Consider the following 23646-nt stretch of genomic DNA (forward strand, 5'->3'; position numbering starts at 1 on the left):
CATCAACTTTTCAGGAGTGAATGTCATGCCTATTGCCTTGCTGGCGCTGACCATCAGCGCTTTTGCCATCGGGACCACCGAATTTGTCATCGTCGGCCTGCTGCCGACCATCGCCGCCGATCTGGGCGTGAACCTGCCGTCGGCCGGCCTGCTGGTCAGCCTGTATGCGCTGGGCGTCGCCGTCGGCGCGCCGGTGCTGACCGCGTTGACCGGCAAAGTGCCGCGCAAGGCGCTGCTGGTGTCGCTGATGGTGCTGTTCACCCTCGGCAATCTGCTGGCGTGGAAAGCGCCCGGCTACGAATCGCTGGTGATCGCCCGCATCCTGACCGGCCTGGCACACGGCGTGTTCTTCTCGATCGGTTCGACCATCGCCACCTCGCTGGTGCCGAAGGAGAAGGCCGCCAGCGCGATCGCCATCATGTTCACCGGCCTGACCGTGGCGCTGGTGACCGGCGTGCCGTTGGGCACCTTCATCGGCCAGCACTTCGGCTGGCGCGAGACTTCCTGGCCGTGTCCGCGCTGGGCGTGCTGGCCTTCGTCGGCAGCCTGCTGTTCGTGCCGTCGACCATCAAGCACAGCAAGCCGGCCTCGCTGCTGCAACAGGTCAAGGTGCTGGGCGAGCCGCGCCTGCTACTGGTGTATGCGATCACCGCGCTGGGCTACGGCGGTTCCTTCACCGCCTTCACCTACCTGGCGCCGATCCTGCAAGACGTCACCGGTTTCAGCGCCAACACCGTGGGCCTGGTGATGCTGGTGTACGGCGTCTCTGTCGCGGTGGGCAATATCTGGGGCGGCAAGCTGGCCGACCGGCGCGGCCCGGTCGGCGCGCTGAAGATCATCTTCCTCGGCCTGGCCGCGGTGCTGTTCGTGCTGAGTTTTGCCGCGCCGTACAAATGGCTGGTGCTGGCGACCGTGCTGGCGTGGGGCGCCGTGGCCTTCGGTAATGTCGCCGGCTTGCAAGTGTACGTGGTGCAGCAGGCCGAACACTTCACGCCGCGCGCCGTCGATGTGGCCTCGGGCCTGAACATCGCCGCCTTCAACGTCGGCATCGCCGGCGGCGCCTGGGGCGGCGGGCTGATCGTCGATCACTTCGGCCTGGTGCATACCGGCTGGGTCGGCGGCCTGGTGGTGTTGGGCGCGCTGGGCCTGACTGTGCTCAGCGGCCGCCTGGACCGCCTGAATCCGCGCCCCGCCAGCATCGGCGAGAAATCGCTCCAGGCGCTGGCCCACTAGCAGAAGGTGGACTGAACACCGTCAGAAGGAGTGACGCACGCCGAGATTGGCCGCCTTGCTGCCAGTCCCCTTGTCGGTCGCGTTGCCGACCTTGTAGGCGGCGCCGTGGCGATTGCGGATGGTAGCGTAGGCCGTGTATAAATCGGTGCGCGGCGACAGCGCGTGAAAGTATCCTATTCCCCACTGCGTCGCGTCCTGAGCGGCAGGGGTGCGATCGGCATGCCGCACGCGCGACAGCAGCAGTCTGTCGGCGCCCAACGGCACCGTCGCTCCGGCCACCAGATCCCTGCTGTCTGCCGTGCCAGTCCCCTTGTTGACGGCGACCGCCGCGTGCAGGATCAGCGCGCCGGCGTCGTAGCTGGCTGCGAGCAAGGTGTTGCTGGCGTGGTCGGTGGCGGTTGCATTGTTCAGCTGATGACGCGCCAACTGCACGCGCAACGGCCCGCGCCCATAGGCCAGCGCAGCACTGAGCGCGCGATTGCCTGCGCTGTCGCCGGCCGTCTCGCCAGCGACATAGGCCAGGTCGGCCTGCAGCCCCATCGTGTTGGGTGTGATGTACTCCACCGTATTGTCCACGCGCGTATTGGTGGCCATGATATTGCCGGAACGGCCAGCCAGGTTGACCGCGCCGAACGGATCGCCGACATCGCGCAATGCCTTGTAGTAGGGCGAGTACTGGCGTCCCAGCGTCAGCGCGCCGAAGCCGCCGCTCAAGCCCGCATAGGATTGCCGTCCAAACAGCAGTCCGCCTTGTCCGGCCGCGCCGGTATCGGCGTTAAAGCCGTTCTCCAACACGAAGCTGGCCTTGATACCGCCGCCCAGGTTTTCGCTGCCCTTGAAACCGAGACGCGAGCCGGAAGCGATACCGCTGTTCAAATTGGTGACGCTGCCTTTCGGCGCATCGCTTTCACGCACCAGGCCGACATCGACGATGCCGTACACGTTCAGCTCGGTTTGCGCCTGGGCCGGGGCGCAAGCCATCAGCGCCAGTGCCGTCAGCAGCGGCGCGCAGTTATTTTTTTTCATTGTGGTCGTCTCGTTGTTGTTATGGCTGTCGCGCGCTCAGGCTTGCGTCGGCAATGCTTGCTGGCGTGTCTGGTGATAGCGGTACAGCTTCAACGTTGCAGCCAGGCTGCAGGCGGCTGCAAAACTCAGCCACAATGCCGGAGCAGCCTTGTCGCCGCTGGCTTCGATCAGTGCCGTGGCGATGGCCGGCGTGAACCCGCCGAAGACCGCCGTGGCCAGGCTATACGCCAGCGAGAAGCCGGCGGTGCGCACCGACACCGGCATCACCTCGGTGAGCGCCACCACCATCGCGCCGTTGTAGCTGCCGTACAGGAAGGACAGCCACAACTCCACCATCAGCATCCGCTCGAAGCCGGGATCGGCCACCAGCCAGCGCATCGCCGGATAGGCGCTGGCCATGGTCAGCGCGGCAAACACGATCAGCAGCGGGCGGCGGCCGACGCGGTCCGACAGCGCGCCCATCACCGGCAGCCAGATGAAGTTGGACAGGCCGACACACAGCGTGACGATCAGGCTGTCGCCGGTGCTGAGCTTGAGCACCGTCTTGCCGAAGGTCGGCGTGTAGATCGTGATCAGGTAGAACGACACGGTGGTCAGCGCCACCAGCATCATCCCGGCCAGCACCAGGCCCCAGTTGTCCAGCATCGAGCGCAGGATGGCGCGCAGGTCCGGCTTATGGGTGCGGCGCTTGAATTCCTCGGTCTCCTGCAGCGAGCGGCGGATCACGAACAGCACCGGCACGATCAGGCAGCCGATGAAGAAGGGAATGCGCCAGCCCCAGGCGCCCATTTCGGCCGGCGTGAACCACAGGTTCAAGCCATAGCCCAGCGCCGCCGCCACGATGATGGCGACCTGCTGGCTGGCCGACTGCCAGCTGACGTAAAAGCCCTTGTTGCCCGGCGTCGCCATCTCGGACAGGTAGACCGACACCCCGCCCAGTTCCGCGCCGGCCGAGAAGCCCTGCAGCAGGCGGCCGGCCAGCACCAGCGCCGGCGCCAGCGCGCCGATGCTGGCGTAGCCGGGAACGCAGGCGATCAGCACGGTCCCCAGCGCCATCAGGGCCAGCGTGACGATCAGGCCCTGGCGGCGGCCGACCCGGTCGACATAGGCGCCCAGGATGATGGCGCCGAGGGGACGCATCAGGAAGCCGGCGCCGAAGGTCATCAGCGTCATCATCAGCGACGCCACCTCGTTATCGGCCGGGAAGAAGGTCTTGGCGATGGCGGTCGCGTAGAAACCGAACAGGAAAAAATCGAACATTTCCATGAAATTGCCGCTGGTAACACGCAGCACCATACCGACGCGGGACGGCGTCGCCATTGATTGGGCAGTCATCGTAGTATCTCCGGAGGGAAGGGAAGGACGGGCTTAGCGCGCGGCGGCTGTGGCGGCCGGGACCGGATCGAGACCGCTGCCGGTGACCGCGTCGCGCGACTGCGGCGACGCCAGGAAGTCCAGCAGGCGGCGCGCCGCCTGCGGATGGCGCGCGCCGACCGGAATGCCGGCCGCAAAGCGGGTGACGCTCTGCACCGGTTCCGGCAGGCGGGCGACGAAGGTGGCGCCAGGCACCGGCAGGATTTCGCTCACCTGCTGGAAGCCCAGTTCATACTTGCCCTCGGCCACCGTGACGGCGACCGGGGTCTTTTGCACCATGTGCGCCTTGGGTTTGACGGCCGCTTCGATGTCGAGCTTTTTCAGCAACTCACGCTCGATGTAGACCCCGCTGGCGCTGTCGGAATAGGCGATCGACTCGGCCTGCAACATCGTCTGGCGCAGCGCCGCCACGGTGGAGATGTCCGGCAGCGCGTGGCCGCTGCGCACCACCAGCCCGATGCGCGAGTCGGCCAGTTCGGTGCGGCTGGCGCGGTCGACCTTGCCCTCGGCGATCAACTGGTCCAGCGCGTAGCCGACCATGATGACGACATCGGCCGGCTCGCCGCGCGCCAGGCGATTCGGGATCGCCTCCGGCGCCTTGCCCATCGACGGACCCCAGGCGGTGGTTAGCGTGTCGCCGCTGGCCGCTTCGTAGCGTGGCTGCAGCGCTTTGTAGGCGGCGGTGAAACCGCCCGAATTCATGACGTCGATTTGTTCGGCGTTGGCGGCCGATGCGGCCAGCGCGAACACGATCGATACAGCGGTGGCGGGGATGGTACGGCGATGCATGCTGGTCTCCTGATTGGTTTAACTCCATTTATCAGGCGATTATCTGGGCTTGCACAGATAATGTATATTGCATAATTTATTGCAACTGATCAGCTAAACGCATCAATGGGATTTGCTTGCCAGCTCCTCCTTCAGCAGTTCATACAGGCGCTGCGCGGCGGGCGAGAAGATGCGGCCGGAACGGCGGATCACCCCCAGCGTGCGCTCGATGCCCTGGCCCGCCAGCGGTACCGCGCGCAGCATGGCGCCGGCGGCGCCGGCCGGCATCGACAGCTGCGGCACGACCGCGATGCCGAGGCCCGAGCGCACCAGCTCCAGCAAGGTGGAGACGTGGCGCGCCTCGATGAAGGAGCTGGGGCGTTGCTCGGCCGGCGCCATCGCCTGGTCCAGCACCATGCGGTTGCCGCTGGATTTGGCGACGGTCATATAGGGGTGCTTGCCGATCTCGTCCCAACTGACGCTGCGTTTGCGCGCCAACGGATGGGTGGCCAGGCAGGCCAGCACAAAGCGTTCTTTCAGTATCGGCTCGAAATCGATGCCTTGCTCGCCGTCGCCCAGGAAGTTGATGCCGAAATCGGCGTCGCCGCGGGCGACGATGTTCAGCACTTCATGTGCGCCTTCGTCGGCCACGCGCAGGCGGATGCCGGGCAGCTCGCTGTAGAAGCGCTGCAGGATAGGCGGCAGGAAGTTGTGCGCGACCGACGGCACGCAGGCGACGGTGACCTGGCCGAAATGGCTGCGCGAGATGTCGCTGATCTTGTGCAGCGAGCGCTCCACGCCGTCCAGGATCTCGACCGCCTTGGTGAAGAACTCTCGGCCCATCAAGGTCAGCGCCACGCGCCGCGTGCTGCGTTCGAACAGCTTGACGTTGAGCGCTTCCTCCAGCTTGCTGATGCGGCGCGACAGCGCGGGCTGCGACAGGTTCATGGTGGCGGCCGCGGCGCGGAAGCCGCCTTGTTCGACCACGGCGACCATGGCCTGCAAATCGTTCAGATCAAACCGCAGTTGGTTCATAGTGTCGTATCAATGATAAAGAGCGCGCAGCCGGCTGGCGAGGCCAATCATTGTACCGGTCGCTGCGGCAGGTGTATATTGGCGGCGAATTGAATCATTGGATCGCCCCCTCATGTCTGCTGTTTCCCTGTTTTGCCTGGTCTTCGCCTATTTCGCCTTGCTGCTGGCCGTGGCCTGGCGCACCTCCCGCAACGCCACCAACGACAGCTTCTTCATCGGTAACAAGCGCAGCAACTGGATGCTGGTGGCGTTCGGCATGGTCGGCACCACGCTGAGCGGCGTCACCTTCATCAGCGTGCCCGGCGCCGTCGGCCGCGACGGCTTCGGCTACCTGCAAGTGATACTCGGCTATGTGCTCGGCTACATCGCCGTTGCTTATATTCTGCTGCCGCTGTACTACCGCCTCAAGCTGACCTCGATCTACAGCTATCTCGACCAGCGGCTGGGCCATCGCTCCTACCAGAGCGGCGCCGCCTTCTTCATCCTGTCGCGCACCTTGAGCGCGTCGGCGCGGCTGTACCTGGTGGTCAACATCCTGCAGGCGACCATCCTCGACAGCCTGGGCGTGCCGTTCTGGCTGACCACGCTGGTGATCCTGGCCATGATCCTGCTGTACACCTACGAAGGCGGCGTCAAGACCATCGTCTGGACCGACACGCTGCAAACCGCCGGCATGCTGCTGGGCCTGGTGATCTGCGCCGGCTGGCTGCTGGGCCAGCTGGACCTGAGCCCGGCAGCCAGCCTGGCGGCGATGGCAGCGCGCGGCCTGACCCATGTCGTCACCAGCTCGGTCGACAGCCCGGCGTATTTCTGGAAGCAGCTGCTGGCCGGCTTCTTCATCGTGCTGGCGATGACCGGCATGGACCAGGAGATCATGCAGAAAAATATCTCGGTGCAGACGCTGCGCGATTCGCAAAAGAACATGCTGCTGCTGACCGTGATCCTGACCGGCGTGCTGCTGCTGTTCATGTTCCTCGGCGGCCTGTTGACCTTGTACGCGCCCACGGTGGGCCTGGCGGCGAGCGGCGACAAGCTGTTTCCGGCGGTGGTGATGCAGCACATGCCGGCCGCCGTGCAGCTGATCTTCTTCATCGGCCTGGTCTCCGCACTGTTCCCCAGCGCGGACGGCGCCATGACCGCGCTGACCTCCAGCTTCTGCATCGACATGCTCGGCATGCAGCGCCGCGCCGACCTGCCGGAAGCGGCCAAGGTGGGCCTGCGCCACCGCGTCCACCTGGGCTTCGGCGCGCTGTTCCTGCTGCTGGTGCTGCTGTTCAAATGGCTGGACAACGCCAGCATGATCGGCCTTGTATTGAAGCTGACCGGCTATACCTATGGACCATTGCTTGGCCTGTTCGCCTTCGGCATCCTGACCCGCCGCAGCGTGCGCGACCGCTGGGTGCCGCTGGTGGCGCTGGCCGGTCCGGCCCTGTGCTATGTTATTGATTACAATCAAAAATTGCTGTTCGGCAGCTATCGTCTGGGCCTGGAGCTGCTTACCATGAACGGATTGCTGGTGTTCACCGGGCTGCTGCTGATCTCCAAACCGAGACAGTAACGATGGCATGCAGTATCATTCTTGCAAATTACGCAATCACCTGGAGTACAAATGAGCAGATCCCCGTTTTCCTACATTCGTAGCGGCTTCGCCTTTTGCTGGCGCGCGCTGGACACCGGCCGCCGCGCGTTGCTGAACCTGCTGTTCCTGCTGATGCTGATCATTCTGCTGTATGCCATCTTCGGCGGCGGCGCCAAGCCGCTGTTGCCCAAGACCACGCTGGTGCTGAACCTGAAGGGCCAGCTGGTTGAACAGTCCAACAACAACGCGCGCGACGCACTGCTGACCAGCGTGCGCGGCGGCGAGACCCACAAGATGATGCAGCTGCGCGACGTGCTGTCCGTGCTGGAGACGGCCGCCAAGGATCCCGAGATCACCGGCGCCGTCCTGCTGACCGACGAGATGGAGGGCGGCGGCCAGGCCATGCTGCGCGAAGTGGCGGCCGGCATCGAGCGCTTCAAGGCTTCCGGCAAGCCGGTGGTGGCCTGGGGCGCCAGCTATGACCAGCGCCAGTACCTGCTGGCCGCGCATGCCAGCGAGGTGTATCTGCATCCGATGGGCATGGTGCTGCTGGAAGGCTTTGGCCGTTATCGCAACTACTACCGCGATGCGCTCGACAAGCTGGGCGTGACGGTCAACTTGCTGCGCGTGGGCACCTACAAGAGCTTCGGCGAACCGTACATCGCCAACGGCCCGTCGCCGGCGGCGGTCGAGGCGGAATCGTATCTGAACAACGCGCTGTGGGCTTCCTACACCGGCGACGTCGAGAAGGCGCGCAAGCTGCCGCAAGGCCAGGTCATGAAGACCATCAACGACCTGCCGGCGCAAGTGGCCGCCGCCAACGGCGACCTGGCCAAGGTGACGCTGGCGGCTAAATGGGTAGACGGCCTGAAGACCAAGGACGAAGTGCGCGACATGATGATCAAGCGCGGCGCGCGCGACACCGAAGGCAAGAGCTTCCGCCAGATCAGCTTCGACGACTACCTGGCCCGCGTGCACACCAAGTTCACCGGCGACGCCATCGGCGTGATCGTGGCGCAGGGCGAGATCAGCGACGGCACCGCCGGTCCGGGCGCCATCGGCGGCGACTCCACGTCCAAGCTGATCCGCGCAGCGCGCGAGGACGACCATATCAAGGCCGTGGTGTTGCGCGTCGATTCGCCTGGCGGCAGCGCCTTCGCTTCGGAGCTGATCCGCCGCGAGCTGGAACTGACCCGCGCCGCCGGCAAGCCGGTGGTGGTCTCGATGGGTAATGTCGCCGCATCCGGCGGCTACTGGATCTCGATGTCGTCCGACGAAGTGATCGCCGACCCGAACACCATCACCGGCTCGATCGGCGTGTTCGCCATCCTGCCCACCGCCGACAAGGTGATCGACAAGCTGGGCATCCACACCGCCGGCCAGCCGACCACCTGGCTGGGCGACGCCGGCAATCCACTGCGTCCGCTGGACCCGCGCTTCGGCCAGGTGATCCAGGGCAGCATCAACCACATCTACGCCGAGTTCACCGGCCGCGCCGCCAAGGCCCGCAAGACCACGCCGGAGAAGATCGACGCCGTGGCGCAGGGCCGCGTATGGACCGGCGCGCAAGCCAAGGAACGCGGCCTGGTCGATACGCTGGGCAGCTACAACGACGCGCTGAAGTCGGCCGCCAAGCGCGCCAAGCTGACCGACTACCGCGTGGTCTATATCGAACGCGAAGCGAGCAAATTCGACCGCGTGATCGAAATGGTGGGCGGTTCGGCGGCGCAGGCGGTGGCGCAGGCAGTGACGCAAACCATCGGTGCGCAGGTCAAGCTGGGCATGACCGCCAGCACCGGCCTGCCGCCTAACGCGGCGGCCGGCATCGTCAACGACCTGGGTTGGTTGTCGGAGATTACGGCGGCGCACAAGCCGTTCACCGCGATCACCCACTGCCTGTGCGAATCGCCTTGATAATGAGATGGGTTGGCGATAGCGGCTACGACGACATCATGCTGGCGCCGTCGCCAGCGGCAGCGTAATCTCGAAACTGCTGCGGCCATCGGGCATCAGCACGCAACGGGCCTCGCCGCCGTGACGGCGGGCGATCTGGCGCACCAGCGCCAGGCCGAGGCCCGCGCCGCTGTTGTCGCGCGTGCCGCGCCGGCGATAGAACGGCTCGAACACCCGCTCGAACTCCGCTTCCGGTATCCCCGGACCGCTATCCCATACTTTTAACGTCGCCAGCCTCTCGTCGCACGAGATGCTGACATGCGCCGGCGGCACGCCGTGGCGGTGCGCGTTCTCCAATAGGTTGCGCAGCAGCCGGCGCAGCAGGCGCGGGTCGCCCTGCATCACGGCGGAGGCGCCGTTGAGCACCGCGTCGTCGTAGCGCGCGCATTCCTCGGCGGCCAGCGCCAACAGGTCCAGCTCTTCCAGTTCGGCGTTGTCGCAGACGGCGCCGAGGCGGCTGGCCAGCAGGATCTCGTCCAGCAGGTCGTTCAACTCGGCGATGTCCTGTTCCAATCCGGCGCGGCGCTTCGGATCGACGCCATCCTTGATCAGCTCCAGCGCCAGGCGGATGCGCGCCAGCGGCGTGCGCAGCTCGTGCGAGGCGTTGGCCAGCAGCGTCTTGTGCGCGCCCACCAGTTGCTCGATCTGGTCGGCGGCGCGGTTGAAGCTCTGCGCCAGCCGCGCGATTTCGTCCTTGCCTTCGACCGGCACGCGCGCCTTCAGGTCGCCTGCGCCCAGCGATTCCACGCCTTGCTGCAAACGCTCCAGCCGCTTGGTCAGCCGCCGCACCAGCGGGAAGGCGGCGATGCCTATGCCGAGCGCCAGCAACAGCAGGGCGTTGTGCAGCATGGCCTTGGGCCGCGTGAAGCCCAGCGGCTCGCTCGACAGCAAGCGGCGGCCGTCCGGCAGGTGCACATAGGATTCGGGTGGCGGTCCGCCCATGCCGTGCTGCTGCCAATGATGCGAGGGCAGGGGCATGCCGACCATGGCCAGCGGCTCCCAGTTGCGGCTGAACAGCGTCATGTGCGCATGCAGGCCGGCGGCCATGCGCTCCAGCGCGGCCTGCTGTTCGGCCGGCGGCGCGTTGGCCGGCGCCAGCGAATTCTGGATCACCATTGCCAGCGTGGCGTTGGAGCGCTCCAGCGGCCCACCGCTGCGGTTCCACACCAGCACCACCGCCAGCGCGAACAGCAGCAGGCTGAAAAGCAGGGCCACGTAAAAGCGGAAGTAGAGGCGCGGCAGGCCCCAGCTGAAGCGCGGGGCGGCCATCAGTCCTGCACCTTGGCGAACAGGTAGCCGGCGCCGCGCACGGTGATGATGCGGCGCGGTTTCTTGGGATCGTCCTCGACGGCGGCGCGGATGCGCGACATGTGGACGTCGATCGAGCGGTCGAACGCTTCCAGCGGTTCGCCCTTGAGCAGGTCCATCAGGCTCTCGCGCGACAGCACGCGGCCGGCGTGGCGGGCCAGCACCAGCAACAGGTCGAACTGATAGGAAGTCAGTTCGCAGGAAGCGCCGTCCAGCCGCGCGGCGTGGGCGGCCGGATCGATCTCCAGGCGGCCGAAGCGCAGAAACTCGGCGTCGCGCTGGGCCGCGCCGTCGGGCTGGTGGCGATGCTCGACGCGGCGGCGCAGGATGGCGCGCAAGCGGGCCAGCAGCTCGCGCGGTTCAAAGGGTTTGGGCAGGTAATCGTCGGCGCCGATCTCCAGGCCGATGATGCGGTCGATGGCGTCGCCGCGCGCGGTCAGCATCAGTACCGGAATGTCGGACACGGCGCGCAGCTGGCGGCAGACATCGAGGCCGTCCATATCGGGCAGCATCAGGTCCAGGATCACGGCGTCGACGTCGCCGGCCGTGATGTGCTCCAGCGCCGCGCGGCCGTTGGGCGCGTGGGTGACGCGAAAAGCCGCCTGGCTCAGGTACTCGGTGAGCATCTCGGCCAGGCGCGGGTCGTCTTCGACCAACAGAATGTGATCAGCCATGCGGGTCAGCCATTAGGTTTATGTATGAGGTTCATTCGGACCATTCTACGGACAGGCGACCCGCTTCACAAGACGGCTTAGCCGTGATGGCCACGGCGTTCGTGCATCTTGCCCAGGTGGTCGGCCAGTTTCTGGCGCTGCGCCGGGGTAAGGGTGTCACCTACGTCGGCCAGCAGCTGCACGATGCGCTTCGACGCCTGGTCGGCCAGCGCCAAGCCTGAGGCCCGGGTGGTTTCCAGCGCCGAGCGGTCGATGGTGGCGGCGGACATCTGCTGGATCAGCTGTGCATGCAGCTGGTGTACCTGCTCGTGCAGAGGCTTGATGTCGGCCATCGCGGCCTTGAGCAGCGGTTCGATCTTGGCCTTCTGCGCATCGGTGGCGTCGACTTCGACGTACAGGTGCTTGAGCATGTGGTCCATATGGGCGCTGCTGTCGATGGCGGCGTGCGGCCCGGCCATGCCCATGTGGCGCTCGACAGCGAAGGCCCCGACGCCCACGACCAGCGTGGAGCCCAGCAGGAATGCGGCGACGGTTTGGCGGTTAAAGATACTCATGGTTTATCCTCGTTGGGTGAATGTGGGAGACAACGAGGCCAGTGTGCGCCGCCCGCGTGAAGCGGCGATGTCGCGCCGGTAAAGATATGTAAAGCTACCTTAACGCTATGTGCGCAAAGTCCTTGATTTGTATCGAGTTTGTAACCTCCGGGGGGCCGCGACTGACAGCGGCAGGGTGCGTGTGCTAGAGTCCACGCATTGATCGCCGTGGTGTATTTGCCATGGACACGCACGCATAAAAAAGGACCAAGATGGAATCGCAAGCCAAGCCGAGTTTGAACGCCACCCCACCGCAGCGCAGTCGTCGTTCCAAGGTCGTCGGCAGCGTCATCGCCGTCGCCGCCATGGCGGGGTTGGGCGGCCTGGCGTGGTACCTGACGCACCAGGCGCCAGGCACCGGCGCACCGGGTGCGCCAGGCGCAGGCGGTCCTCCCGGTCCGGGCGGCCCCGGCGGCGCTGGCGGCCGACGCGGCGGCCCGGCCACCACGGTAGGCGTGGCAACGGCCGACAAGGCGGACATCCCGGTCACGCTGGAGGCGCTGGGCACGGTGACCGCCGCGGCCACCACCACCGTGCGTCCGCAAGTGTCGGGCATCCTGCAGCAGGTGCTGTTCAAGGAAGGCCAGATGGTCAAGGCCGGGCAGGTGCTGGCGCAGATCGATCCGCGCCAGTTCGAAATGGCGTTGTTGCAGGCTTCCGGCCAACGCCAGCGCGACGAGGCGCAGCTGGAAAACGCCAAGCTGACGTTGAACCGCTATCGCACGCTGCTGGGCCAGGACTCGATCGCCCGCCAGGACGTCGATACGCAGGCGGCGCTGGTCAAGCAGCTGGAAGGCACGGTCATGACCGACCGCGCGCAGGAAGGCACGGCCAAGCTGAATCTGGGCTACACCAAAGTGATCGCGCCGATCACCGGCCGGGTGGGCTTGCGCGTGGTCGATATCGGTAATCTGGTGGGTTCCGGTGACGCCAACGGCCTTGCCGTGATTACCCAGCTGTCGCCTATCGACGTGGAATTCTCGATCCCGCAGGACAGCGTGCCGATGGTGATGCAGCAGGTGAACGGTGGCGCGCAGCTGCCGGCTATCGCGCTGGACCGCACCCGCACCAATGCGCTGGACAACGGCAAGTTTGCCGCCATGGACAACCAGGTCGACGTGCAGACCGGCACCGTCAAGGCCAAGGCGCGCTTCGCCAACGCCAAGTCGACGCTGTTCCCGAGCCAGTTCGTCAACGTGCGGCTGGAACTGCGCACCATCAAGGACGCGGTCATGGTGCCGGTGACGGCGGTGCGCCACGGCGCCAGCGGCGATTTCGTCTACGTGCTCAAGGAAGACAAGACCGTCACCGTCCGTCCGGTCACGCGCGGCCAGGCCACGGTCGACAAAGTGCAGATCGCCAGCGGCCTGCAAGTGGGCGAGCAGGTCATCACCGAGGGCGGTGACCGCCTGAAGGAAGGCGCCAAGGTTACGTTGCCGGGCGCCGGCGGCAAGGGTAAACGCGACGGCGCTGCGGCGGCCGATGGCGCTTCCGCCTCCGCTCCGGCGGAAGGTGAACGCCGTCATCGTCGCAAAGAACAGGGCGCGGCACAATAATGAGTCCATCAGCACCATTCATCCAGCGGCCGGTAGCGACATCGCTGCTGATGCTGGCGATCGTCCTGGCCGGCATCGTCGGCTTCAAGTTCCTGCCGCTGTCCGCGCTGCCGCAGGTTGACTTCCCCACCATCCAGGTGCAGACGCTGTACCCCGGCGGCAGCCCCGAAGTGATGGGCCAGACCGTGACCGCGCCGCTGGAACGCCAGTTCGGCCAGATGGCCGGCTTGCAGCGCATGAGTTCCACCAGCGCCGCCGGCGTCTCCATCATCACCTTGCAGTTCGGCCTGGGCCAGACGCTGGACGTCGCCGAGCAGGAAGTGCAGGCCGCGATCAACGCCGGCGCCTCGCTGCTGCCGACCGACTTGCCGGCGCCGCCGGTGTACGCCAAGGTCAACCCGGCCGACGCGCCGGTGCTGACGCTGGCCATCACCTCGGACACGATGCCGCTGACCGAAGTGCAGAACGTGGTCAACACCCGCCTGGCGCTGAAGATCAGCCAGGTCTCCGGCGTAGGCCTGGTCACGCTCAGCGGCGGCCAGCGTCCCGCCGTGCGCATCCAGGCCGACACCAACGCGCTGGCGTCCTACGGCCTGGGGCTGGACACGCTGCGCACCGCGATCACCGCCGCCAACGCCAACGGCGCCAAGGGCAGCTTCGACGGCCCGACCCGCGCCTACAGCATCAACGCCAACGACCAGTTGGTGACCGCCAAGGATTACAAGGACCTGATCCTGGCCTACAAGAACGGCGCCCCGGTGCGCCTGGCCGATGTCGCCACCGTCAAGGACAGCGCCGAAAACGTCGAACTGGGCGCATGGTCCGGCAACAAGAAAGCCATCATCCTCAACGTGCAGCGCCAGCCTGGCGCCAACGTCATCGCCACCGTCGATGCGATCAAGGCCCGCCTGCCGGAACTGCAAGCCGGCCTGCCGGGCGCGATGAAGGTCGAGGTGCTGAGCGACCGCACCACCGGCATCCGCGCCTCGGTCGAACACGTGGAGATGGAGCTGCTGCTGGCCGTGGTGCTGGTGGTGCTGGTGATCTTCGCCTTCCTGCATAGCCTGCGCGCCACCGTGATCGCCAGCCTGTCGGTGCCGATTTCGCTGATCGGCACCTGCGGCGTGATGTATTTGCTCGGCTATAGCCTGAACAACCTGTCGCTGATGGCGCTGACCATCGCCACCGGCTTCGTGGTCGACGATGCGATCGTCATGATCGAGAACATCGCCCGCTACATCGAAGAGGGCGAAACGCCGATGGCGGCAGCGCTCAAGGGCGCCAAGCAGATCGGTTTCACCATCATCTCGCTGACGGTGTCGCTGATCGCTGTGCTGATCCCGCTGCTGTTCATGGGCGACGTGGTGGGCCGCCTGTTCCGCGAATTCGCGATCTCGCTGGCGATCACCATCCTGATTTCCGCCGTGGTGTCGCTGACGCTGGTGCCGATGATGTCGGCGCGCTGGCTGAAGAGCCACGCCGAGGAAAAGCCGAGCCGCTTCGCCCGCCGCTTCCAGCAGTTCTTCGACTGGGTGATCAACCACTACGACCGTTCGCTGACCTGGGTGCTGAACCATGCCGGCCTGACGCTGCTGGTCGCATTGGGCACGATGGCGCTGACGGTGCTGCTGTACGTGGTGATCCCGAAAGGCCTGTTCCCGACCCAGGACACCGGCCAGCTGCAAGCGCGCCTGGAAACCGGCAAGGCCGTTTCCTACGCCAAGATGGCGGACCTGCAGCAGCAGGCCGCGCGCCTGATCCTGGAAGATCCGGACGTCGGCACGCTCAGCTCCGTGGTCGGTGTGGACGCCGCCAACAACACCATGCTCCACACCGGCAGCATGCTGATCAACCTGAAGCACCAGCGCACCGGCAGCCAGCAGGAAACCATGGACCGCCTGCGCCAGCGCGTGGCGCAGATCCCCGGCCTGACCTTGTACCTGCAACCGACCCAGGACTTGACCATCGACGCCGAATCCGGCCCGACCCAGTTCCGCGTGTCGATCGAAGGCGCGGACAACGCCACCGTCAACCAGTGGGCGACCAAGCTGGCGGAGCAGATGCGCACCAAGCACGAGCTGCGCAACGTGGTGTCGGACGTCGGCGCCAGCGCCAACGCCGCCTACGTCAGCGTGGACCGCGACAGCGCCTCGCGCATGTCGATCACCGCCGCCTCCATCGACGACGCCTTGTACAGCGCCTTCGGCCAGCGCATCGTCTCGACCATCTTCACCGAGACCAATCAGTACCGCGTGATCCTGGAAGCGCGCCGCGACGACATCACCACCCCGGCCGACCTGGGCAACCTGCAGATCCGCACCGGCTCCGGCAAGGCCACGCCGCTGTCGGCGGTGGCCACCATCAGCGAGCGCGCCGCGCCGTTGCAGGTGACCCACGTGGCGCAGTATCCGGCCACCACGCTGGGCTTCGACACGGCGCCCGGCGTTTCGCTGGGCACGGCGGTGGACTCCATCAAGCAGGCCGCCGCCGAGATCAAGTTCCCGGCCTCGGTCACGCTGACCTTCCTCGGCGCGTCCGGCGCCTACCAGGCCTCGCTGTCGAATCAACTGTGGCTGATCCTGGCCGCCGTGATCTGCGTCTACATCGTGCTGGGCGTGCTGTATGAGAGCTACATCCATCCGCTGACGATTTTGTCGACGCTGCCGTCGGCCGGCGTCGGCGCCTTGCTGGCGCTGCTGGTCAGCGGCCAGGACCTGGGTGTGATCGGCATCATCGGCATCATCCTCTTGATCGGTATCGTCAAGAAGAACGCCATCATGATGATCGACTTCGCCATCGAGGCGGAGCGCGAGCAGGGCAAGCCGCCGCGCGAGGCGATCCACCAGGCCGCGCTGCTGCGTTTTCGCCCGATTTTGATGACGACGCTGGCCGCGCTGTTCGCCGCCGTGCCGCTGATGCTGGGTTGGGGCGAGGGCGCCGAACTGCGTCGTCCCTTGGGCTTGGCCATCTTCGGCGGATTGATCGTCAGCCAGATGCTGACGCTGTTCACCACGCCGGTGATTTACCTGGGCTTCGACAGCCTGGCGCGCCGGGTCCGACGCAGGATGGGAAACCCGCCAGCGCAAGTTGAAGGTGGCGCGCTGTGAATCTGTCGTCACCCTTCGTCAAGCGGCCGATCGCCACCGTCCTGTTGACGTGTGGCCTGGCGTTGGCCGGCATCGGTGCGTTCTTCGTGCTGCCGGTGGCGCCGCTGCCGCAGGTGGATTTCCCTGTCATCTCGGTCAACGCCAATCTGCCGGGCGCCAGTCCATCCACCATGGCCACCAGCGTCTCCACGCCGCTGGAGCGCCACCTGGGCGTGATCGCCGGCGTCAACGAGATGACGTCGCAATCGAATACTGGTTCGTCCAGCGTGACCTTGCAGTTTGACTTGAACCGCAACGTCGACTCGGTCGCGCGCGAGGTGCAGGCGGCGATCAACGCCAGCCGCGTCGACCTGCCGGCCACGCTGCGCAGCAACCCGACCTACCGCAAGGCCAATACCTCCGGCATTCCGGTGATGATCCTGGCGCTGACGTCGGACACCCGCACGCCGGGGCAGATATTCGACGCTGTCTCCAACACCGTGCTGCAACGCCTGTCGCAGGTGACCGGCGTGGGCGACGTGGAACTGGGCGGCAGCTCGCTGCCGGCGGTGCGGGTCGAACTGAATCCATATGCATTGAACCGCTACGGCCTGTCGGCGGAAGACGTGCGCGCGGCGATCCAGGCCACCAACGCCAACCGTCCGCGCGGCGCCTTGCAGGGCAACGGCCGCCGTTTGCAGATCTATTCCGTGTCGGCCAACGCCAGCGGCGGGCGCTCCGCCGCCGACTACCGCAACCTGGTGGTCGGCTGGCGCAACGACACCGCGATCCGCTTGCAGGACGTGGCTCAGGTGATCGACGGCGTCGAAGACAACAACAACCTCGGCCTGTTCAACGGCAAGCCGGCGATCATCGTCATCCTGCGCTCGCAGGCCGGCGCCAACGTCATCGAAACCGTCAACAGCGTGCGCGCGCAGCTGCCGCTGTTGCAGGCGCAGTTGCCATCGGACGTCAAGATCGACGTCGCCAGCGACAGCACCAATTCGATCCGCTCGTCGCTGCACGAGATCGAGATCACGCTGATCATCTCCATCCTGCTGGTGGTGCTGGTGGTGAGCGCCTTCCTGCGCAACGTGCGCGCCACCATCGTGCCGGCGGTGGCCACCATCGTCTCGCTGCTGGGCACCTTCGGCGCCATGTATTTGCTGGGTTTCAGCCTGAACAACCTGTCGCTGATGGCGCTGACGGTGGCCACCGGCTTCGTCGTCGACGACGCCATCGTGGTGCTGGAAAATACCACCCGCCATATCGAGGCCGGCATGGACCGCTTCGAGGCGGCGCTGCTGGGCGCGCGCGAGGTGGGCTTCACCGTGCTGTCGATCAGCCTGTCGTTGATCGCCGTGTTTATTCCGCTGCTGTTCATGGGCGGCCAGTTCGGCGCGCTGTTCAAGGAATTCGCCGTCACGCTGTCGGCGGCGGTGATGATTTCGCTGGTGATCTCGCTGACCACCACGCCGATGATGTGCGCCTGGCTGCTCAAGCCCGGCCATGTCCACGCCAAGCCGCCGGGCCGTATCGCCCGCTTCTTCGAGCGCGGTTTCGACTTCATCCTCAAGGGTTACGAGCATAGCCTGGACTGGGCGCTGTCGAGCGTCTGGCTGGTGATGCTGAGCCTTGTGTTCGTGATCGGCCTGAACTTCTACCTGTTCGCGGCGATACCGAAGGGCGGCTTCCCGCAGCAGGACACGGGCCAGATCAACGGCGGCATCCGCGCCGACCAGAGCATCTCGTTCCAGGCCATGCAGGGCAAGCTGAAACAGCTGGTCAACATCATCAAGGACGATCCCGATGTCGCCACGGTGGTCGGCTTTACCGGCGGCCGTCGCGCCGGCGGCGGCTTCATGTTCATCAACTTGAAGCCGGCCAACCAGCGCACCGTGGCCGGGCAGGCGGTGATCGCGCGCCTGCGTCCCAAGCTTGCCAGGGTGACCGGCGTGAGCCTGTTCCTGAGTCCCGTGCAGGATCTGCGGGCCGGCGGACGCCAGGCCAATTCGAACTACCAGTACACGCTCAAGAGCGACAACCAGGTCGACTTGAAGAAGTGGGCCAGCCGTCTGGCCGATGCGATGAAGGGCCAGAAAGCGCTGACCGACGTCGACACCGACCAGGCGGACAACGGCGTCGAGACCTTCGTCACCATCGACAAGAACAGCGCCTCGCGCCTCGGCCTGTCGGCGCGCGACGTGGACAACGCCCTGTACAACAGCTTCGGCCAGCGTCAGGTGGCGACCATTTACTCGGAGCTGAACCAGTATCAAGTCATCATGGAAGTGCCGCGCGAGTTTGCCAAGAGCCCGGAGGCGCTGAACGATGTGTATGTGCCGTCGAAAGGATTGCCTGCGCCGAGCGCCAGCAATCCTAACGGCGCACCGGTGGCGGTGACGGTGGCTGCCACCGGCGGTGCCGGAACCAGCACGAGCAGCAGCACTAGCACCACCAGCGCCACCCCGGCCAACGTGGCCGCGCCGGCGGTCAAGGATGCGTCGTCCGGCTCCGCGCTGAGCACCAAGGCCACCACCATGGTGCCGCTGTCGGCGCTGGCCAGCTTCGCCGAAAGCTCGGCGCCGACCTCGATCAATCACCAGGACGGCGAACTGGCGACCACCATCGCCTTCAACCTGCAACCGGGTACCAGCCTGTCCGATGCGGCGGAGCAGATCAAGGCTGCCGAAGCGGAAATCGGCATGCCGAACAATGTGCGCGGCAGCTTCCAGGGTTCGGCCAAGGCCGCGCAGGACAGCAACAAGTCGCTGCCGCTGCTGATCCTGGCCGCCATCGTGGTGATCTACATCGTGCTCGGCATCCTGTATGAAAGCCTGGTGCACCCGATCACCGTGCTGACCACGCTGCCGTCGGCGGGCGTGGGCGCGGTACTGGCGCTACTGATCTTCAAGATGGAGTTCTCGACCATTTCGCTGATCGGCATCTTCCTGCTGATCGGCATCGTCAAGAAGAACGCCATCCTGATCATCGACTTCGCGCTGGAGGCGGAACGCTCGCGCGGCCTGACGCCGTTGCAGGCGGTGCGCGAAGCGTGCCTGCTGCGCTTCCGCCCGATCCTGATGACGACGCTGGCCGCCGCGCTGGGCGCGCTGCCGCTGGCGATCGGCTTCGGCGAAGGTTCCGAGCTGCGTCAGCCGCTGGGCGTGGCCATCATCGGCGGTCTGATTGCCAGCCAGGTATTGACGCTGCTGACCACACCGGTGGTCTACATCCTGATGGACAAGCTGCGCCGCCGCGGCGCGTCCGAACAACATTTAAGCCGCATCCACAGCGAAGCGCCAAGCACACCATGAACAACTACGCACCAACCTTCCGTTACTCCCTGATCGCCATGGCGGTGCTGCTGGCCAGCGGCTGCGCGGTCGGCCCGGCATACCAGCTGCCGTCCACGCCGCAGCCGTCGGCCTACAAGGAAACCGCCAGCGAGGCCGAGAAGGTCGCCGCCGGCTGGACCGCCGCCGCGCCGGCCGACACGCTGGAACGCGGCCCTTGGTGGCAGCTGTTCGGCGATCCGCTGCTGAACCAGATGGCCGACAGCATCGAAGTCTCGAACCAGAACGTGGCCGCCGCCGTCGCCAACTACGCGCAGGCCCGGGCGCTGGTCGAGCAGCAGCGCGCCTCGCTGTTCCCGTCGGCGACGCTGAACGGCAGCGCCAACCGCTCCGGCGGGGGAGGCGACACGCCCACCGGCAACCAGTACCGTGCCAACATCGGCGGCAGCTGGGAGCCGGACGTCTGGGGCAAGCTGCGCGCCGGCGCCAGCAACGCCAAGGCCGGCATGCAGGCCAGCGCCGCCGAACTGGCCGCCGCGCGCCTGTCGGCGCAGGGTGAGCTGGCCACCAACTACTTCTCGTTGCGCCAGACCGACGCCCAGAAGGCGCTGCTGGACGCCACCACCGAAGGCTACGCGCGCGTGCTTCAGATCACGCAGAACCGCTTCGACGCCGGCATCGCCGCCAAGTCCGACCTGCTGCAGGCGCAAACCCAGCTGGCCAACGCCCGCATCGACCAGGTGACGCTGGGCCGCCAGCGCGCCACGCTGGAGCATGCGATCGCGGTCCTGCTGGGCAAGGCCGCCAGCGATTTCACGCTGCCGCCGGCGCCGTGGACGGTGGTGGTGCCCGACGTGCCGACCGGCGTGCCGTCGACGCTGTTGCAGCGCCGTCCGGACATCGCCGCCGCCGAGCGCCGCGTGGCCGCCGCCAATGAGCAGATCGGTGTGGCCCGCAGCGCCTACTTCCCGAGCCTGAACCTGACCGGCTCCTTCGGTTACGGTTCCAGCTCCACCGGCGGCTTGTTCAACGCCTCCAACAACCTGTGGTCGCTGGGCTTGTCGGCGGCGCAGACGCTGTTCGACGCCGGCGCCACCAGGGCCCGCGTCAGCGGCGCCGAGGCCGCGCGCGACGCCGCCATCGCCCAATACCGCCAGACGGTGCTGAGCGCCTTTGCCGACGTCGAGAACCAGCTGGCCGCGACCCGCGCGCTGGCCCAGCAGCAGGACTTGCGCAAGATCGCCTCCGAGGCGGCCGACCAGGTCGAGGCGCAGATGCTCAACCGCTACCGTGCCGGCCAGGTTGGTTACAGCGACGTGGTAACCGCGCAGAACACCGCGCTGGCGGCGCGCCGCGCGCTGGTGCAATCGCAGGCCGACCGCCAGACCACGGCGGTGGCGCTGATCCAGTCGCTGGGCGGCGGCTGGCATGCTGCTAGCGAATAAAGCGGTGTAGCGCGGGCGACACAGTTTGGTTTTTGGGCGCGGTGTTTGTATAATCATCTGGCAAGATGTCAACAATTGCCACTTTTCCGAGACGCCTGACCGCCGGTGCAGGGTTGTTCCGGCGGTCGCCAAGCCACAATGACGAAACAAACCGCTCATGCAGCCGCTGTCGCCGCCATCGATATCCCGACGGCGAAGTCCTCCCTCGGCCTGGTGCCGGTGGTGGGCATCGGCGCGTCGGCGGGCGGTCTCGATCCGATCTGCGAATTCCTGGTCAGCGTGCCGCCGGCCAGCGGCTTCGCCTATGTCGTCGTGCAGCACCTCGATCCTACCCACAAGGCCATGCTGCCGGAGCTGCTGCAACGGGTCACGCGCATGCCGGTGCACGAGATCGAGGACGGCATGGCGGTCGAAGCCGACCATGTGTATGTGATCCCGCCCGGCCGCGACCTCGGATTCGACGGCGCCAATTTCGCCGTGCTGCCGGCTTTCGGCGAGCGTGGCCACCGCTTCCCGATCGATAGCTTTTTCAAGGCGCTGGCTGCGCGCAGCCGCGAACATGCGGTGGCCGTGGTATTTTCCGGCATGGGCTCCGACGGCACACTGGGCATGACCGCGGTGCGCGAGGCCGGCGGCCTGACGCTGGCGCAGCGGCCTTCTTCGGCGCGCTTCGATCCGATGCCGCTCAGCGCCATCGGCGCCGGCGTGGTCGACGTCGTGATGCTGCCGGGCGAGATGGCGGCCCACATCGCCGGCTGGTGGAGCAGCCACGAAACCAGCCTGCTGACCCAGGCGATCGTCCAGCGCGACGCGCTACGGCAGCTGTTCCAGGTGCTGCTCAAGCAGACCGGCGCCAATTTTTCGGACTACAAGCTGAGCACCGTGCTGCGCCGCATCGAGCGCAGGATGAAGGTGCGCCAGCGCCAGACGCTGGCCGACTACGTCGTCTTCCTGCGCGCCAATCCGGCCGAGGTCGAACTGCTGTTCAAGGAACTGCTGATCGGCGTGACCAACTTCTTCCGCGACCCCAGGGTGTGGGACTACTTGATGGCGACTGCCTTGCCGCAGCTGCTGGAAGCGCATCCGGACGGCGCCACCTTCAAGGCCTGGGTGCCGGCCTGCTCGACCGGCGAAGAGGCGTATTCGCTGGCGATCGCCTTCAACGAGGTGCTGGAGCGGCTGCGGCCGACGGCGCACTACACGCTGCAGATCTTCGCCACCGATCTCGATGACGACGCCATCGACCGCGCGCGCCAGGGTGTGTTTGGCGCGGGGATCGAGGCGGAAGTGTCGCCGGATCTGCTGCGGCGCTACTTCATGCCGGCCGAGAAGGGCGGCTACCGCGTCCGCAAGGATGTGCGCAACACCATCATCTTTGCGCGCCAGAACATCATTTCCGACCCGCCGTTCACCAAGCTCGATATACTGTGCTGTCGCAATCTGCTGATTTATTTCACGGCCAAGCTGCAGGAGCAGTTGATCCCGCTGTTCCACTATGCGCTGAAACCCGAGGGACTGCTGATGCTGGGCAGCGCCGACACGCCCGGCAATTTTCATGAGCTGTTCGCGCCGACCACCAGCGCGGGCCGCATCTATCGGCGCCTGGACGCCTCGGTGCACCGTGTCGCCAACTATTTTCCGACCCGCGTCAACAGCGTGTCGCTTCCCACTGCCAGTGAATCCCAACCATCATCCATGAACGGTAATCTCCAACTCCAGGTCGAACAGCAGCTGCTCAAGAAGCATACGCCGGCCGCCGTGCTGCTCAACGCCCATGGTGACATCCTGTACATCCATGGCCGCACCGGGGCCTATCTGGAACCGGCCGCCGGCAAGGCCAACTGGAACATCCATGCGATGGCGCGCGAGACCCTGCGGCACGAGCTGGCCGACCTGCTCACGCGCGCGGCGCAGGGCGAAGGCCAGATCGCCGTGCGCGGCCTGGTCCAGAACGACGACGCAGGCAAGCCCTCGCAGGCGCTGGACCTGACGGCCGAGCCTATGCCCGACAACGGCCCGCTGGCCGGCACCATCATGCTGACGCTGACCAGCGCGCCGCTGCCACCGAAAAAGCGCCGCACCCGCTCGAGCAATCCGCAGGTGCTGGAACTGGAGCAGCAGCTGGCGCAGGCGCGGCTGGAGATCCAGGCGGTGCGCGCCGAGATGCAGGCCTCGCGCGAGGAGCTCAAGTCGGCCAACGAAGAGCTTCAGTCGACCAACGAGGAGCTGCAATCGACCAACGAGGAGCTGACCACCTCCAAGGAGGAGATGCAGTCGCTGAACGAGGAGCTGTACACCGTCAACGCCGAGCTGCAATCGAAGGTCGACGACTTGTCGGTGGTGAACGGCGACATGAAGAATCTGCTCAACAGCACCGACATCGCCACCATCTTCCTCGACGGTGAACTGCGCATCCGCCGCTTCACGGACCAGAGCAAGCAGATATACCGGCTGATACCGAGCGATATGCACCGCCCGCTGAGCGATATCGTCAACGATTTGCAGTACCCCGAACTGGAGGCCGACGCGCGCGAGGTGTTGCGCACGCTGGTGTTTCGCGAGCGCCAGGTGCCGACCAATGGCGGCGGCTGGTACACGGTGCGCATCATGCCTTACCGGACCGTGGACAATGTGATCGACGGCGTCGTAGTCACCTTCATCAACATCACCGAATCGAAACAGCTGGAGGCTCAGCTGCGATCGATGCAGAAAGGATAGGT

General features: G+C 66.1%; 14 protein-coding genes and 1 pseudogene. 8 read left to right on the top strand and 7 right to left on the bottom strand.

The features are described 5' to 3' along the window. The first annotated feature begins 25 nt into the window (after positions 1 to 25). Positions 26 to 1233 (top strand): annotated as a pseudogene (locus tag RUGAMON1_RS01135) (MFS transporter). A 21-nt stretch (positions 1234 to 1254) separates the two neighbouring features. On the opposite strand, the gene RUGAMON1_RS01140 reads toward RUGAMON1_RS01135, so the two are convergent. The 4 genes from RUGAMON1_RS01140 to RUGAMON1_RS01155 form a co-directional block, all read right to left on the bottom strand. Then, positions 1255 to 2259 (bottom strand): porin, encoded by a 1005-nt coding sequence (locus tag RUGAMON1_RS01140; protein WP_445228770.1) that lies wholly within the window; start codon positions 2257 to 2259, stop codon positions 1255 to 1257. Between the two features lie 36 nt (positions 2260 to 2295). Next, positions 2296 to 3594 (bottom strand): MFS transporter, encoded by a 1299-nt coding sequence (locus tag RUGAMON1_RS01145; protein WP_445228771.1) that lies wholly within the window; start codon positions 3592 to 3594, stop codon positions 2296 to 2298. Between the two features lie 33 nt (positions 3595 to 3627). Next, entirely contained in the window at positions 3628 to 4422 is a 795-nt protein-coding gene (locus RUGAMON1_RS01150; RefSeq protein WP_445228772.1) for a substrate-binding domain-containing protein, read from the bottom strand. A gap of 102 nt (positions 4423 to 4524) precedes the next feature. Beyond that, positions 4525 to 5436, bottom strand: coding sequence for a LysR family transcriptional regulator (locus RUGAMON1_RS01155; protein WP_445228773.1), 912 nt, complete (start codon positions 5434 to 5436; stop codon positions 4525 to 4527). A 112-nt stretch (positions 5437 to 5548) separates the two neighbouring features. Between RUGAMON1_RS01155 and RUGAMON1_RS01160 the strand changes: the two genes are divergently transcribed. Beyond that, positions 5549 to 6994, top strand: a complete 1446-nt coding sequence (locus tag RUGAMON1_RS01160; RefSeq protein ID WP_445228774.1) for a sodium:solute symporter — start codon at positions 5549 to 5551, stop codon at positions 6992 to 6994. 51 nt (positions 6995 to 7045) lie between these two features. Beyond that, positions 7046 to 8929 carry a signal peptide peptidase SppA gene (gene sppA, locus RUGAMON1_RS01165; protein ID WP_445228775.1) on the top strand — a complete coding sequence of 628 codons (1884 nt, stop codon included), beginning with the start codon at positions 7046 to 7048 and terminating at the stop codon, positions 8927 to 8929. Between the two features lie 36 nt (positions 8930 to 8965). Here the strand turns inward: sppA and RUGAMON1_RS01170 are convergent, their stop codons facing one another. From RUGAMON1_RS01170 to RUGAMON1_RS01180, 3 genes are all read right to left on the bottom strand, one after another. Next, a complete protein-coding gene (locus RUGAMON1_RS01170; protein ID WP_445228776.1) occupies positions 8966 to 10237 on the bottom strand; it encodes a sensor histidine kinase in 1272 nt (423 codons plus the stop codon). Next, positions 10237 to 10950, bottom strand: a complete 714-nt coding sequence (locus RUGAMON1_RS01175; RefSeq protein WP_445228777.1) for a response regulator — start codon at positions 10948 to 10950, stop codon at positions 10237 to 10239. The genes RUGAMON1_RS01170 and RUGAMON1_RS01175 overlap by 1 nt, the downstream gene beginning before the upstream one ends. Positions 10951 to 11027: 77 nt before the next feature. Next, positions 11028 to 11504, bottom strand: a complete 477-nt coding sequence (locus RUGAMON1_RS01180; RefSeq protein WP_445228778.1) for a Spy/CpxP family protein refolding chaperone — start codon at positions 11502 to 11504, stop codon at positions 11028 to 11030. Between the two features lie 251 nt (positions 11505 to 11755). Here RUGAMON1_RS01180 and RUGAMON1_RS01185 point away from each other — a divergent pair, with 251 nt between their 5' ends. The 5 genes from RUGAMON1_RS01185 (at position 11756) to RUGAMON1_RS01205 (ending at position 23644) form a co-directional block, all read left to right on the top strand. Beyond that, positions 11756 to 13099 (top strand): efflux RND transporter periplasmic adaptor subunit, encoded by a 1344-nt coding sequence (locus tag RUGAMON1_RS01185; protein WP_445228779.1) that lies wholly within the window; start codon positions 11756 to 11758, stop codon positions 13097 to 13099. Further along, positions 13099 to 16206, top strand: a complete 3108-nt coding sequence (locus tag RUGAMON1_RS01190) for an efflux RND transporter permease subunit (protein WP_445228780.1) — start codon at positions 13099 to 13101, stop codon at positions 16204 to 16206. The genes RUGAMON1_RS01185 and RUGAMON1_RS01190 overlap by 1 nt, the downstream gene beginning before the upstream one ends. Further along, on the top strand, positions 16203 to 19502 hold the full coding sequence (locus RUGAMON1_RS01195) for an efflux RND transporter permease subunit (RefSeq protein ID WP_445228781.1): 3300 nt from the start codon (positions 16203 to 16205) through the stop codon (positions 19500 to 19502). The genes RUGAMON1_RS01190 and RUGAMON1_RS01195 overlap by 4 nt, the downstream gene beginning before the upstream one ends. Next, positions 19499 to 20926 (top strand): efflux transporter outer membrane subunit, encoded by a 1428-nt coding sequence (locus RUGAMON1_RS01200; protein ID WP_445228782.1) that lies wholly within the window; start codon positions 19499 to 19501, stop codon positions 20924 to 20926. Before RUGAMON1_RS01195 ends, RUGAMON1_RS01200 begins: the two co-directional genes overlap by 4 nt. A gap of 138 nt (positions 20927 to 21064) precedes the next feature. Beyond that, positions 21065 to 23644: a chemotaxis protein CheB gene (locus RUGAMON1_RS01205; protein WP_445228783.1), complete on the top strand. Its 2580-nt coding sequence runs from the start codon at positions 21065 to 21067 to the stop codon at positions 23642 to 23644. Positions 23645 to 23646 lie beyond the last annotated feature (2 nt).

Origin of the sequence: Duganella rhizosphaerae (genome assembly GCF_040364205.1) — a bacterium.
Taxonomy (GTDB): Bacteria; Pseudomonadota; Gammaproteobacteria; order Burkholderiales; family Burkholderiaceae_D; genus Rugamonas; species Rugamonas rhizosphaerae.